9 protein-coding genes are annotated in these 14,484 nt (G+C 71.7%); all 9 read right to left on the minus strand.

Features of this window, described 5'->3' with window-relative positions; all coding sequences use genetic code 11:
- Nucleotides 1-118 precede the first annotated feature (118 nt).
- Nucleotides 119-1,618: a bifunctional cytidylyltransferase/SDR family oxidoreductase gene (locus tag IE185_RS04070; RefSeq protein WP_138894839.1), complete on the minus strand. Its 1,500-nt coding sequence runs from the start codon at nucleotides 1,616-1,618 to the stop codon at nucleotides 119-121.
- Between the two features lie 230 nt (nucleotides 1,619-1,848).
- Entirely contained in the window at nucleotides 1,849-3,282 is a 1,434-nt protein-coding gene (obgE, locus tag IE185_RS04075) for a GTPase ObgE (RefSeq protein WP_138894838.1), read from the minus strand.
- Nucleotides 3,283-3,415: 133 nt separating this feature from the next.
- Nucleotides 3,416-3,673 (minus strand): 50S ribosomal protein L27, encoded by a 258-nt coding sequence (rpmA, locus tag IE185_RS04080; RefSeq protein WP_093800874.1) that lies wholly within the window; start codon nucleotides 3,671-3,673, stop codon nucleotides 3,416-3,418.
- A gap of 11 nt (nucleotides 3,674-3,684) precedes the next feature.
- Entirely contained in the window at nucleotides 3,685-4,005 is a 321-nt protein-coding gene (rplU, locus tag IE185_RS04085) for a 50S ribosomal protein L21 (RefSeq protein WP_028813461.1), read from the minus strand.
- Nucleotides 4,006-4,310: 305 nt separating this feature from the next.
- On the minus strand, nucleotides 4,311-8,387 hold the full coding sequence (locus IE185_RS04090) for an Rne/Rng family ribonuclease (protein WP_138894837.1): 4,077 nt from the start codon (nucleotides 8,385-8,387) through the stop codon (nucleotides 4,311-4,313).
- A 230-nt stretch (nucleotides 8,388-8,617) separates the two neighbouring features.
- The gene (locus IE185_RS04095; RefSeq protein WP_138894836.1) at nucleotides 8,618-9,400 is read right to left on the minus strand and encodes a TIGR03936 family radical SAM-associated protein; all 783 of its coding nucleotides are present in this window, start codon (nucleotides 9,398-9,400) and stop codon (nucleotides 8,618-8,620) included.
- 129 nt (nucleotides 9,401-9,529) lie between these two features.
- On the minus strand, nucleotides 9,530-10,723 hold the full coding sequence (locus IE185_RS04100) for a hypothetical protein (RefSeq protein ID WP_229843336.1): 1,194 nt from the start codon (nucleotides 10,721-10,723) through the stop codon (nucleotides 9,530-9,532).
- A 132-nt stretch (nucleotides 10,724-10,855) separates the two neighbouring features.
- Nucleotides 10,856-12,781 (minus strand): TIGR03960 family B12-binding radical SAM protein, encoded by a 1,926-nt coding sequence (locus tag IE185_RS04105; RefSeq protein WP_138894492.1) that lies wholly within the window; start codon nucleotides 12,779-12,781, stop codon nucleotides 10,856-10,858.
- A 51-nt stretch (nucleotides 12,782-12,832) separates the two neighbouring features.
- Entirely contained in the window at nucleotides 12,833-14,368 is a 1,536-nt protein-coding gene (locus tag IE185_RS04110; RefSeq protein WP_138894493.1) for a CYTH and CHAD domain-containing protein, read from the minus strand.
- Nucleotides 14,369-14,484 lie beyond the last annotated feature (116 nt).

The raw sequence follows: 14,484 nt of genomic DNA on the forward strand, positions 1-14,484 counted from the left end.
GGGGTGCCGGTTATTTACGGTGCAATGGAATTGTGAAGTCCGGTTTCACGAAGTCGGGCCTCTGCAAATCGCTGTCTTGGCGACTACAGAGGCCCGAATTCTCAATTGTCAAGCAATATTACACATCTTCCTGACGGTCAAGGACGGCCGCGAGAGCCTGCTCGAAGCCCGACGCCTCGGACGCGCCACGGGTCGGGTCCACCTGCCGTACGTCGATGACGTGACCGGTGAGCTCCGACAGCAGCACGTCCAGCGACGTGCGCGCCACGGCCTCGGACGACAGCAGCGAGCCCGCGGGCTCCTCGCCGAACGCCTTGGTGCGCATCGGGGTCGCCGTACGCTCCGGGTTCACGCAGTTGACGCGCACCCCGTCGGCCGCCCACTCGTCGGCGAGGGCCTGGGTGAGATTCACCATGGCGGCCTTCGTGGAGGAGTAGAGGCTGTACTCGGCGCGGCCGCGGGTGTAGCTGCTGGACGTGTAGAGCAGCAGCTGGCCCTTGGTCTCGGCGAGGTACTTGTGCGCGGCCCGGGCGATCTGCACGGGGGCCAGGTAGTTGACGTTCAGCGCTTCCTGGATGGTCGTGTTGTCCGTCTCGGCGAGCTTGCCGATGCGGAGCACGCCCGCCGTGTTGATCACGTAGTCGACGCGGCCGGTCTCCGCGTACGCCTTCGACAGGGCGTCGTCGACGTGCTCGGGGTTCTCGACGTGCGTCCCGGTGGTCGAGCGGCCCAGCGCGTACACCTTGGCGCCGTACTGCTCGGCGAGGGTCGCGATGTCCGCGCCGATGCCGTACGAGCCGCCGAAGACGACCAGCGTCTTGCCGGCGAGCAGCTCGCGGTACGCGGCCTCGTCGGCCTGCTGCGGAGCGGCCGTGGAGGCGAGCTGGAACAGCTTGTCGGCGATGAAGACGTCGACCGGCTGGGTCACCTTCATGTTGTACTCGTCGCCCGCGACGACGTAGATCGGCACGTCCGGCAGGTACTTCAGCACGACCGAACAGTCGTCGGTGGCCTGGAAGTTCGGGTCGCCGGCCGCGACCTCGTACGCCTTGCGGATCGTCGACAGCTTGAAGGCCTGCGGGGTCTGGCCGCGGCGCAGCCGGGACCGGTCCGGGACCTCGGTGATGAACTCGCCGTCGCCGCCGTGCGTACGCGTCACGATGATCGTGTCCGCGGACGGGATGGCCACGTCGACCGCCTCGTAGCGCTCCAGCGCGTCGACGCAGTCCTGGATCACGCGCTGTGACAGCAGGGGGCGCACCGCGTCGTGGAAGAGGACGTTGCGGTCCTCGCCCTCGGCGAGACCCTCGCCGAGCGCGGAGATGGCCCGCTCCGTGGTCTCGTTGCGCGTCGAGCCGCCCTCGATCACCTTGGTGACCTTGGTCAGGCCGGCCTTCGCGACGATCTTCTCGACGTCGGGCACGTAACCCGGCGCCATGAGAACGATGATGTCGTCGATGCCTTCGGCCTGCTCGAAGATCGACAGTGTGTGCTCGATGACCGCCTTGCCTGCGATCTTCAACAGCTGCTTGGGGATCGACAGACCCACACGCTGACCGGTACCACCGGCGAGCACGACTGCTGTGGTTCGGGGCTTGGCTATGGGCTGCACTGACACAGACGACCTACCTTGCGGGGACTGGGAGACAACGCGATGGTCGCACTCTCCGTGACCGTCTCGCAAGGTGGACGTCCCTCTGCCGACACCTGTACGAAACCTCTACCGTTCGCCAACCGCCGGGCGGACTCGTCGCGTTGAGTCCGCCCCGCGATCAGTGAGACGTCCAGGAGGGCGTCACGGTTCACACCCAGGGGGTGATCGATGCCACAGGGAGTGGCGGCCCGCCCCTAGAAGGGGTTGAACTCGTCGTACTCGCGCTGCGGGTCGTCGCGCTGTGCGTCGCGGTCCTTGCGGCGGGTGGCCGCCGGACGCGGGGCGTCCAGACGGTGGTCCTCACCACGGCGGCCGAGCATCTCCGCGCCCGCCATCACCGTCGGCTCCCAGTCGAAGACGACCGCGTTGTCCTCGGCGCCGATGGCGACCGCGTCGCCCGCGCGGGCGCCGGCCTTCATCAGCCGGTCCTCGACGCCGAGACGGTTGAGGCGGTCCGCCAGGTAACCGACGGCCTCGTCGTTGTTGAAGTCGGTCTGCCGCACCCAGCGCTCCGGCTTCTCGCCGCGCACGCGGTAGACGCCGTCCTCCTCGGTGATGGTGAAGCCGGCGTCGTCGACGGCCTTCGGGCGGATGACGACGCGGGTCGACTCCTCCTTGGGCTTCGCGGCGCGCGCCTTGGAGACGACCTCGGCCAGCGCGAAGGACAACTCCTTCAGGCCCAGGTGCGCGACCGCCGACACCTCGAAGACGCGGTAGCCGCGCGCCTCCAGGTCCGGGCGGATCATGTCCGCGAGGTCCTTGCCGTCCGGGATGTCGATCTTGTTGAGGACGACGACGCGCGGCCGGTCGCCCAGACCGCCGTACTGCGCCAGCTCCTCCTCGATCACGTCGAGGTCGGTCAGCGGGTCGCGGTCGGACTCCAGCGTCGCCGTGTCCAGGACGTGCACCAGCACCGAGCAGCGTTCGACGTGCCGCAGGAACTCCAGGCCCAGGCCGCGGCCCTGGCTGGCGCCGGGGATGAGGCCGGGAACGTCGGCGATGGTGTAGACGGTCGAACCGGCCGTGACGACACCGAGGTTGGGGACCAGCGTGGTGAACGGGTAGTCCGCGATCTTCGGCTTGGCCGCGCTCAGCACCGAGATCAGCGAGGACTTGCCGGCGCTCGGGTAACCGACCAGCGCCACGTCGGCGACGGTCTTGAGCTCCAGGACGATGTCGCCGCCCTTGCCCGGCTCACCGAGGAGCGCGAAACCGGGCGCCTTGCGGCGGGCCGAGGCCAGCGCCGCGTTGCCGAGGCCGCCGCGGCCGCCCTCACCCGCGACGAACGTCGTGCCGTGACCGACCATGTCGGCCAGGACGTTGCCGTCCTTGTCGTAGACCACGGTGCCGTCGGGCACGGGCAGGATCAGGTCCTGGCCGTCCTTGCCCGAGCGGTTGTCGCCCGCGCCGGGCTGGCCGTTGGTGGCCTTGCGGTGGGGGCTGTGGTGATAGTCCAGCAACGTGGTCACGGACTGGTCGACGACGAGGGTGACGTCGCCGCCACGCCCGCCGTTGCCGCCGTCCGGGCCGCCGAGCGGCTTGAACTTCTCACGGTGTACGGAGGCGCAGCCGTGGCCTCCGTTACCCGCGGCGACATGCAGTTCGACGCGGTCCACGAAGGTGGTCATGGGTGGGTCCTCCAGTACATACGGAAATGTCTACATACGTAACACGCCAAGGGCGGCCGCGCTTCCCCGTTGTCCGGGAAAGAGCGTCCGCCCTCGGAAAGTGCTGTGCGTCACCGCTCGACGAGAGCCGGAATTACTCGGCGATCGGAACGATGTTCACAACCTTGCGGCCACGGTGCGTGCCGAACTCGACCGCACCGGCGGCGAGTGCGAACAGCGTGTCGTCGCCACCACGGCCGACGCTCGTGCCCGGGTGGAAGTGGGTGCCGCGCTGGCGGACGAGGATCTCACCGGCGAGGACGGTCTGACCGCCGAAGCGCTTCACGCCAAGCCGCTGGGCATTGGAGTCGCGACCGTTCCGAGTGGACGATGCGCCCTTCTTGTGTGCCATGTCTCAGTCCCTTACTTCGCAGCCGTGGGGATACCGGTGACCTTGATCGCCGTGTACTGCTGGCGGTGACCCTGGCGACGGCGGTAGCCGGTCTTGTTCTTGTACCGAAGGATGTCGATCTTGGCACCCTTGTGGTGGTCCACGACCTCGGCGGTGACCTTGATGCCGGCCAGGACCCACGGGTCGCTGGTCACGGAGTCGCCGTCGACAACGAGCAGGGTCGAGAGCTCGACCGTGTCGCCGACCTTGGCCGTGGGAATCTTGTCAACCTCAACGATGTCGTCGACAGCAACCTTGTGCTGGCGACCACCGCTGCGCACGATGGCGTACACGCTGATCTCTCTTTCGCTCGGGACGGGACCCCTGATGCCAGCCGCTCGCACGGGCCGTGGGCCCGCGACAAGTCCGAATGGACGAGCGGCCTCTCACGGCTCCCCGAAGGAGAGCCGGAAGGGAGGTGCTCAGGAGATGGCGTGCACAGAAACACGCCGACGGTCAAGAGTACGGTCCACCGCGGGGAGGGTCAAACCGGGTCCCGCGGCGCCCTCCTGGGCCCTGCGGGGACAGCGCTGTGGGCCGCCCCTGATCCTTCCGGGGCGGCCCACAGAGCCGTAGAGCGCGACGTACGACCCGGAGGTCAGTCCTCGGTCGTGGCCGAGACCGACGACTGCGGCTGCTGCTCCGCGGCCGAGGTCTTCTTCGCAGCGGACGCCTTCTTGGCCGTCGTCTTCTTGGCCGTCGTCTTCTTCGCGGCCGTCTTCTTGGCCGCCGCCTTCTTCGCGGGGGCCTTCTTGGCGGCCGTCTTGCGCGCCGCCTTCTTGGCCGGAGCCGCGACTGCGGCATCGGACTCGGGCTCCGCACCGGCCTGCTCGCCGCCGCCCTCGCCCTCGGCGCCCTTGTCGGCCGCCGGAGCCTCGACAACCAGTACGGCCGCCTCCTCCGCGCCCCTGGGCGATCCGGCCGGCGCGGACGCCTTACGGGTCGCACGACGGCGCGCACGCGGCGGAGCAGCCGCCGCGGGCTCCTCGGCCGGGGCCTCGGTCACCGGCTCGGCGGCCGCGGGCTCCTCGGCCTTCGGCGCCTCGGCCACGGGGGCGGGGGCGACTACCTGGACCTCCTCGGCGACCATCGGTTCGGCGGTCTTCGGCGCACCGGCCGGAGCCGTCGCCTTGCGCGTCGCACGACGGCGCGTACGGGCCGGGGCCGCCTCCTGCACCACGGGCTCGGGCTCGGCCACGACGACCGGCTCGGGCTCCGCGACGGCCACGGGCTCCGGCGCGCGCACCGGCTCCGCCGCCTTCGGCGCACCGGCCGGGGCCGACGCCTTGCGCGAGGCGCGACGGCGCGAACGGCCGCGTCCCGCAGCCGCCTCGGCCTCCGCGGCGCTGCTGTACAGCTCCTCGTCGGGCACGAACTCGGGCTCGGGCAGCGCCACCGGGGCAGCCACCTCGGCGGCGACCTCCGCCTCGGTCTCGATGTCGGTGTCGGTGTCGGCCTCCGCCTCCACCGGCTCCACGTGCTCGTGCTCGGCCTCCGCACCACGGCCGCGCTTCTTCGCGCGCTTGCCGCCGCCACCGGCCGCGGTCGGCTGCTCCATGTGCACGATCACGCCGCGCCCGTTGCAGTGGACGCAGGTCTCGGAGAAGGACTCGAGGAGACCCTGGCCGACACGCTTCCTCGTCATCTGCACCAGGCCCAGCGAGGTGACCTCGGCGACCTGGTGCTTCGTACGGTCGCGTCCCAGGCACTCCAGCAGGCGCCGCAGCACCAGGTCCCGGTTCGACTCCAGGACCATGTCGATGAAGTCGATGACGACGATGCCGCCCAGGTCGCGCAGCCGCAGCTGGCGCACGATCTCCTCGGCCGCCTCCAGGTTGTTCCTGGTGACGGTCTCCTCGAGGTTGCCGCCCTGACCGGTGAACTTGCCGGTGTTGACGTCGACGACGATCATCGCCTCGGTCTTGTCGATGACCAGCGAACCGCCGCTCGGCAGGTAGACCTTGCGGTCCAGCGCCTTCATCAGCTGCTCGTCGATCCGGTACGTCGCGAAGACGTCGACCTCCGACGTCCAGCGCGAGAGCCGGTCCGTCAGGTCCGGGGCGACGTGGCTGACGTAACCGTGGATGGTCTGCCACGCCTCGTCACCGCTGACGATGACCTTCGAGAAGTCCTCGTTGAAGATGTCGCGCACGACCCGGACGGTCATGTCCGGCTCGCCGTAGAGAAGCGTCGGACCGCTGGTCGCGCCGCTGCTCTTCGACTTCTTCTGGATGTCCTCCCACTGCTGCTGCAGACGCTCGACGTCACGGCGCAGCTCGTCCTCGCTCGCGCCCTCGGCGGCGGTGCGCACGATGACGCCCGCGTCCTCGGGAACGATCTTCTTGAGGATGGTCTTCAGACGCGCGCGCTCGGTGTCGGGCAGCTTGCGGCTGATGCCGGTCATCGAGCCCTCGGGCACGTAGACCAGGTAGCGGCCGGGCAGCGAGACCTGGCTGGTGAGGCGGGCGCCCTTGTGGCCGATCGGGTCCTTCGTGACCTGCACGAGCACCGACTGGCCGGACTTGAGGGCGGTCTCGATGCGGCGGGGGCCGTGGCCCATGCCGAGCGCGTCGAAGTTCACCTCACCGGCGTACAGGACGGCGTTGCGGCCCTTGCCGATGTCGACGAACGCGGCCTCCATCGACGGCAGTACGTTCTGGACCTTGCCCAGGTAGACGTTGCCGACGTACGAGGTCGACTGCTCCTTGTTGACGTAGTGCTCGACGAGGATGTTGTCCTCGAGCACGCCGATCTGGGTGCGGTCACCGTTCTGCCGTACGACCATCACGCGCTCGACGGCCTCACGGCGCGCCAGGAACTCGGCCTCGGTGATGATCGGGACGCGGCGGCGGCCCTGCTCACGGCCCTCGCGGCGGCGCTGCTTCTTCGCCTCCATGCGGGTCGAGCCCTTGATGGACTGGACCTCGTCGAAGCCGGTGCCGGGCTCGCGCTCGGCTGCTTCCTTCCCACGCCGTTCCCGTGGCTCGCGCACCTTGACGACCGTGCGCTCCGGGTCGTCGACGCCGTTGGCCTCGGCCTCCGGACCCGCGTCACCACTGCGACGGCGACGACGGCGGCGACGGCGGCTGGACGCGGAACCCGCACCCGACTCGTCGTCCTCGTCCTCGGCGCGCGCTTCCTCGTCCTCGGTCCGCTCGGCGGCGGCCTCCTCGGACGTCTCCTGCTCCTCGGCATCCTCGGCGTCGGCGAGCTCGCCACGGCGGCGGCGGCGGCCGCCGCGACGACGGCGACGCGCCCTGCGGTCCTCGGCCTCGTCGGACTCGTCGTGCGCCTCCTCGTCGCGCTCCTCCTCCACGGCCTCGGCCGGCTCGGCGGGCTGCGGCGCGGCCTCGACGGCCCGCTCGGGACGCTCGGCGCGCTCCGTACGCTCCGACCGCTCGGCACGCTCGTCCTCGGACGGCTCACCCCGGCGACGGCGACGGCGGCCGCGCGGGGCGGCCTGCTGTACGGGAGGAGTCTCGACGGTGACGGTCTCCTCCGCCTCCTCGTCCTCTTCCACGTCCTCGATGTAGTCCGGCTCCGTCACCCGGGCGGCGGCCGCGGCGGCAGCCGTCTCGGGGGTCTGGAACATCGGCTCGGTGAAGACCGGTGCCTGGAAGACGGCCACGGCGGGCCGGGTCGCACGGCGGCGCGAACGCGTCGGCTCCTCGGCGGCCTTCGGCTCGGCGACCTCTGCGGCCTCGGTGGCGGGAGCCTCGGCGGCAGCGGCCTCGTCGGCGGCCTTGCGGCCGGCGCGACGGCGCGGCGTACGGGCACGCGGCGCCTCTTCTGCCTGCTCCGCCACGGGCTCCGCCGGCGCGGGCTCGGCGGCGGCGGGCGCCTCTTCGGCTGCGGCGTCCGCCTCGGCCGGCTTCGGCGCACCGGCGGGCGCCGTCGCCTTGCGGGTGGCGCGGCGGCGGCCACGCCCACGCGGCGCTTCCTCGGCGGCGGCCTCTTCGGCGGCGGGCTCAGCAGGGGCCTCCACCGCGGCGGCTGCGGCAGGCGCCTCCACCACGGGCTCCGCCTCGGCGGACTCGGCCTCGGCGGACTTCGGCGCACCGGCGGGCGCGGTCGCCTTACGGGTCGCACGGCGGCGCGTACGGGCCGGCGCGGCGGACTCCTCCACGGCCTCGGCAGCGGCGGGCGCGGCCGGGGCTTCCACGGCGGGCGCCTCGGCGGCGGGCTCGTCGCTCTTGGGCGCACCGGCGGGCGCGGTCGCCTTACGCGTGGCACGGCGGCGCGTACGGGCCGGCGCGGCGGACTCCTCCACGGCCTCCGCAGCGGCGGGCGCGGCGGGCTCCTCAGCGGGGGCCGCGGGCGTCTCCTCGGCCTTCGGCGCACCGGCGGGCGCCGTCGCCTTACGCGTGGCACGGCGACGCGTACGGGCCGGCGCTGCGGCCTCGCCGCCCTGCGCGGCCTCTGCGGACGGTGTGCTCTCTACGGGCTCGCTCACGGTGCCCTCTCCGGCCGGTATGGCCGGAGCCGCGGCCTCTGTGCTGGCGGCGGACTGGGCTGCGTTCTTCGCGTCACCGGCCGGCGGGCCGGCGGGCCGCGAGGCCGCGCGGCGCCGGCGGCGCGGCGGCAGCGTGTCGCTGGGCGAGTGGTTGTCGTCGGGGTCCCCGGCGGTACGCGCGGTACCTGCCGAGGGCTCGGTGGAATCGTTCGGCTCAAGCATGCGGGCGGTTCTCCCGTCACGCTCCCGGGCGCCACACCTGGTTCCGGTCCGGTCCGGTCCGCGCGATCAGCGCGGTACCGCCGTCCGGGGCGCGGGCGCCGCACGGGAGCTGTTGTCTAGCTCGCCGGTTCCGTACGCGGAGTGCGCACGGCCTGGCGAAAGTCTTCTGGTCAGTGCGCCGCCCGACCCAGGTGGCTCCCGAGTGCCAGGGCTGCGCTACAACGACCGCCCTACGCGGAACCTGCACCTTCCGGCGCCTTCGCGGCGGTCAGTCCGGCGGCCGTGGGTGGGGCGGCCGTGACTGCCTCGCGGTCGGGCGCGAGCGGGTCGGTCACCGTGCCGGACTCCTCGTCGAAGAGCCCCTGCGCCAGCCTGGTCACCGCTGCGGGGACCGGCGGCGCCAGGTCGGCCACAGCTCGGAGACCGGACAGGACGTCGTCGGGTCGTACGGCGGGTGTTTCATGCCGAACAACCAGCCGCAGTATCGCACAAGGCTTGTCCTGCGGCCTATCGGACGGCGGACGAACAGCCTCCAGGCCGGCGACGGCACCGCGGGCGTCGAAGGACCGCATGCCGTTCTTGGTACGCCGCTGGACCTCGACGCTCTCGGCGGCGAGGAAGGCGTCGACCGCCTTCCGCGCGTCCTCGGGCGACACGCCGTCGAGGCGCATCTCCCAGACGGAGGCCTGGAGCCGGTCGGCCAGGCCCGACGTACGCGCCTCGACCGCGTCCGTGATGTCGAGCCCGTCCGGAAGCGACGCGTCGAGCAGCTCGCGCAGCTCGTCCGCGGCGCGCGGGGCGGTCAGTGCGATCTCCAGGTACTCGGCCTCGCTGCCCGTGCCGGTGGGTGCGGCATTGGCGTACGAGACCTTCGGGTGCGGGGTGAAGCCTGCCGAGTACGCCATGGGTACGTCGGCGCGTCGCAGCGCCCGCTCGAAAGCGCGCTGGAAGTCACGGTGGCTGGTGAACCGGAGGCGGCCGCGCTTGGTGTAGCGCAGTCGGATGCGCTGCACCGCCGGTGCGGGCGGCGGGCCTTCGGGCTGTCGCTTGCCCAGTGGTTCTTCTCCTCGTGCGGGGTGGCGCGCTGTCCGCGCGTCACCCTTCCGGCGTGGGGGTGGCCCCTTCGCGTCCCGGCGGCCGGCTCACCCCTGTCCGGCGGTGCTTCCGCCAAGCAGGGAGATCTCGGACGCGGGTGCCGCGCTGGGGGCAGTGGTCTTACTACCCAGAGTACGCGCAGGAGCCCGCACCGGTTCCACGGCCTCGGCCGCACCCGGGGCGGGCCGGGTGCCGGCGGGGCCGCCGACCAGCGCGCGCCACGCGTCGCGCCGGGCCCGGCGCACCGTTTCCCGCGCCGTGCGCAGCGCTCCGCGCGCCGCCCGGCCCGCTTCGAGGCCCGCCCGCTTCACCGGCGCCCAGAGGACGTCCCGCACCCAGTGCCCCACCGGCGTGCACACCCCCAGCCACACCCAGCGCACCGGCCGCCCCACCAGGTTCCACCCGAGCCACTTCAGCCCGCGCCCGACGGCCCGCGAGATGTACCCGGCGACACGCCAGGCGTGCCCGAACGCGGCGCCGGCCTCCCGCCCGACCGGGACCAGGACCGCGCGCCACACCCAGACGGCGGGCGCCACCAGGAACGTCGCCACGCACCAGCCCACCCCGCGCCCCAGCCCGGCGGCCAGCCACGCGATCCCCCGGCCCACGGGAGCCAGCACGTACCGCCCCAGGGCCACCCACGGCCACACGAACAGCGCCCGTCCCACCCAGGCGAGCGCGTGCCCGAGGGGTGCGAGGAGGTACGCGTACAGCCACCGCGCCGGCACCAGCACGAGCGTCCGGGCCAGCCACCCCACCGCCGTGCCCACGGCGCGCCCTGCGGCGGCGAGCGCGTTGCCGACCGTGCGGCCCAGCCAGGCCAGGCCGTGGCCGAGCGGGGTCAGCACCCGGCGGTGCAGCCACACCGCCGGCGCGACGATCCCGTACCGGACGAGAGGCACCACGACGTACCGCCACAGCAGCACCCAGGGCAACACGAACACGGCGTGAGCGACGTACCCGAGCACCTTCGCGACGGGGACGAGTACGGTCCGGTACAGCCAGGCCAGCGGTGTCACGACCAGGACGCGCACGACCGCGCCGAGCGCGCGGCCGACCGCCTTCGCACAGACGGCGAGCAGGTCCCACACCATCCGCACGGGCACGACCAGGACCAGCACCACGATGCGCACCGGAATCCTGATGGCGGCGGTCAGACAGCCCTCTGCCTGCGGCCCCTCACGCCGCGACGCGGGCGGCTGCGGCTGAAGCGGCTGCGCCGGGTGTTTCTCGAAGTCCATACCGCAAGAGACGCAGCCACCCGCCGTCCGGATCCACGGCCGCGCCCCCGATCTTGGCCCTTCCCACGCCAAAGCCCGGCCGGGAGCTTCCCCGACCGGGCCTTCGCCGTTCGTGTTCCCCTGCTGGGCGCGCTACTTGACGACCGTCAGCGGCAGCAGCTTCTTGCCCGTCGGCCCGATCTGGATCTGCGTGTCCATCTGAGGACACACCCCGCAGTCGAAGCACGGCGTCCAGCGGCAGTCCTCGACCTCGGTCTCGTCGAGCGAGTCCTGCCAGTCCTCCCAGAGCCAGTCCTTGTCGAGACCGGAGTCCAGGTGGTCCCAGGGCAGGACCTCCTCGTACGTGCGCTCACGCGTGGTGTACCAGTCGACGTCCACGCCGAAGTCGGGCAGCGTCTTCGCCGCGGCCTGCATCCAGCGGTCGTAGCTGAAGTACTCGCGCCAGCCGTCGAAGCGGCCGCCGCCCTCGTAGACCGCGCGGATGACGGAGCCGATGCGCCGGTCGCCGCGCGAGAGGAGGCCCTCGACGATGCCGGGCTTGCCGTCGTGGTAGCGGAAACCGATGGAGCGGCCGTACTTCTTGTCGCCGCGGATCTTGTCGCGCAGCTTCTCCAGGCGGGCGTCCGTCTCCTCGGCGGAGAGCTGCGGCGCCCACTGGAACGGGGTGTGCGGCTTGGGCACGAAACCGCCGATGGAGACGGTGCAGCGGATGTCGTTCTGGCCGGAGACCTTGCGGCCCTCGGCGATGACCTTGACGGCCATGTCGCCGATCTGCAGGACGTCCTCGTCGGTCTCGGTGGGCAGGCCGCACATGAAGTACAGCTTCACCTGACGCCAGCCGTTGCCGTACGCCGTCGAGACCGTCCGAATGAGGTCCTCTTCCGAGACCATCTTGTTGATGACCTTGCGGATGCGCTCCGAACCGCCCTCGGGGGCGAAGGTCAGGCCGGACCTGCGGCCGTTCCTGGTCAGCTCGTTGGCGAGGTCGATGTTGAACGCGTCCACGCGGGTCGACGGCAGCGAGAGGCCGATCTTGTCCTCTTCGTACCGGTCCGCGAGGCCCTTGGCGACGTCCGCGATCTCGGTGTGGTCGGCCGAGGACAGCGACAGCAGACCGACCTCCTCGAACCCGGTCGCCTTGAGGCCCTTCTCCACCATGTCGCCGATGCCGGTGATGCTTCGCTCCCGCACGGGGCGCGTGATCATGCCGGCCTGGCAGAAACGGCAGCCGCGGGTGCAGCCGCGGAAGATCTCGACGGACATCCGCTCGTGGACGGTCTCGGCGAGCGGGACCAGCGGCTGCTTCGGGTAGGGCCACTCGTCGAGGTCCATGACGGTGTGCTTGGACACCCGCCACGGCACGCCGGAGCGGTTGGGTACGACGCGGGCGATGCGGCCGTCGGGCAGGTACTCGACGTCGTAGAAGCGCGGAACGTACACCCCACCGGTCTTGCTCAGCCGGAAGAGCACCTCGTCGCGTCCGCCGGGCCGGCCTTCGGCCTTCCAGGCGCGGACGATTTCGGTGATCTCCAGCACCGCCTGCTCGCCGTCACCGATGACCGCGCAGTCGATGAAGTCCGCGATCGGCTCGGGGTTGAAGGCGGCGTGGCCGCCCGCGAGGACGATCGGGTCGTCGAGCGTGCGGTCCCTGGACTCCAGCGGGATGCCCGCGAGGTCGAGGGCGGTGAGCATGTTGGTGTAGCCCAGCTCGGTGGAGAAGCTCAGGCCGAAGACGTCGAACGCCTTGACGGGCCGGTGCGCGTCCACCGTGAACTGCGGGACGTCGTGCTCGCGCATGAGGGCTTCGAGGTCGGGCCACACGCTGTACGTGCGCTCGGCCAGGACCCCCTCGCGCTCGTTCAGCACCTCGTAAAGGATCATGACGCCCTGGTTGGGCAGCCCGACCTCGTACGCGTCGGGGTACATGAGCGCCCACCTGACGTCCGTGGCGTCCCAGTCCTTGACGGTGGAGTTGAGTTCGCCGCCGACGTACTGGATCGGCTTCTGGACGTGCGGGAGAAGCGCTTCCAGGCGTGGGAAGACCGACTCGACAGGCATCGTGTGTCTCTCATGAGCTGGCAGGGGTGACCATCAAGCGTACCCCGGGCATCAGCCGCCCAGATCCGTCCGGAGTTTCCCGGCCGTGGCCCGCTTCCAGAGGTGCGCGATCTCCTGCTCACCGGCGTCGGCGGCGGCTTCCTCCCGCCCGTGCAGCAGGCCCCAGGTGAACGCCGTCTCGCCCGCCGCGTGGGCCCGGGCGGCCAGGGTCCGCAGCGTCTCGCGCATCACGACGCCGTCCTGGTGCGTGCCCAGGACGGACTGCACGGCCTTCATGCGCTTGGAGAACCGCTTGGCGGGCTTCCCGAGGGCGGGCCGGGCGGCGTCGGCGGCGTACCGGGTGCGCTTGGCGGCCTTGCGCGCGTTGTGCAGCGCGCGGTCCCGCTCCTGTCCGTGCGGCAGGGTGAGCGCCGTTTCCATGCGGTGGGCGAGCCGGCCGTAGTCCTTGAGGAGCGCCTTGGGCAGGACCTCGGCGGCCGGTTTCGACGCGGCCCCGCGCAGTGGCGGGTCGGTGAGGAGGGCGTCGAGGGTGGTGAGGAGGTCCAGGTAGCGCGGGCTGTCGAGTGCCGCGAGGGTCTGTGCGCGTACGTTCTGGCGGCCGGTCACGGACCAGATGCGCAGTCGTCCGCGTACCGGGCCGAGCAGCAGCGTCTCGGGGACGTCGTCGACGCGGGTGTGGAGCCGGTCGTCCAGCACCTCCTGGTCGCGGTCGGCGCCCAGTTCCCGGGCGAGCCACTTCAGTTCCTCGGCGACCGGGTCGGTGGCCGCCCGGTCGAGGACCTTGCGGTAGGTCCGCAGGGTGCTGCGCAGGCGGCGGGTGGCGACGCGCATCTGGTGGACGGAGTCGGGCAGGTCGCGCCGTACGGCCGGGTCGTACGCGACCAGTGCCGCGTACTGCTCGCGCAGGTACGCGAGGACGTGGTCGCCCGCGGTCCCGGCCGTGCTCGCTCCCGGCTCGGCCCGCCGGGGCTTCTTCCACGACGGGGCGGTGTCCTCCAGCGCCCTGGCCAGTTTGGACTCGGACGTGGCGGCGCGCAGGCCGGCTTTGCGCAGCCGCTTGTCGACGGCGTCGAGGAAGGCGGGGTCGCCGCCGTCGGACAGTTCGACCTCGACCTCGGTCCAGCGGGTGGTGGCGCCGTCGGCGGTGACGCCGACCCGTTGGGCGGTGACGGTGTCGACGCTGACTTCGGCGAGCGGTTCGCCGCCGGCGTCCAGGAGGTGGCGTACGTCGCGCACGCTGTGCAGCCGGACGACCGGAAGAATTGGCTCCGCGCGGGTCCGCGAACGGGTCAGGGCGATCAGGCCGGGCGGCGGGCCGTCGGTGAGTGGCGCCCCGATCTCGTCGCGTACGCCCGGGGAGACCGGGAGTTTGAGGTGCCAGCCGGCGTCGGCGCCGCCGGTGCGGCGGCGCAGGGTGAGGGAGTCCGCGGCGAGCCGCAGGTCGGCAGTGTCGTAGTAGACGGCGTCGAGTTCCGCGACGCCCTCGTCCCGTACGGACGACACCCCGGGCACCTTGGTCAGGTCGGGCAGCCGGGTCTCGTCGGTGGCTTCGTACTTCCGCTCGATCTCGCGCTTGGTGTCCGCCATGCACCAAATTTAGTGCTTCGGAGGCCGGAAGGTCAGCCCTCGTAGCGCAAACACACCCCGCGCTCACTCCCCTCCCACGTGATTTCCACGTCCGATCACCCGAAGTGACCGGACGT

The organism is Streptomyces chryseus (genome assembly GCF_014650755.1).
GTDB classification, from domain to species: Bacteria; Actinomycetota; Actinomycetes; order Streptomycetales; family Streptomycetaceae; genus Streptomyces; species Streptomyces chryseus.

Bases quoted from the DNA above. Each gene is read 5' to 3' on its own strand.
- obgE (WP_138894838.1), bottom strand. From the start codon at position 3,282: ATGACCACCTTCGTGGACCGCGTCGAACTGCATGTCGCCGCGGGTAAC.
- rpmA (WP_093800874.1), bottom strand. From the start codon at position 3,673: ATGGCACACAAGAAGGGCGCATCGTCCACTCGGAACGGTCGCGACTCC.
- IE185_RS04090 (WP_138894837.1), bottom strand. From the start codon at position 8,387: ATGCTTGAGCCGAACGATTCCACCGAGCCCTCGGCAGGTACCGCGCGT.
- IE185_RS04100 (WP_229843336.1), bottom strand. From the start codon at position 10,723: ATGGACTTCGAGAAACACCCGGCGCAGCCGCTTCAGCCGCAGCCGCCC.
- IE185_RS04105 (WP_138894492.1), bottom strand. From the start codon at position 12,781: ATGCCTGTCGAGTCGGTCTTCCCACGCCTGGAAGCGCTTCTCCCGCAC.
- IE185_RS04110 (WP_138894493.1), bottom strand. From the start codon at position 14,368: ATGGCGGACACCAAGCGCGAGATCGAGCGGAAGTACGAAGCCACCGAC.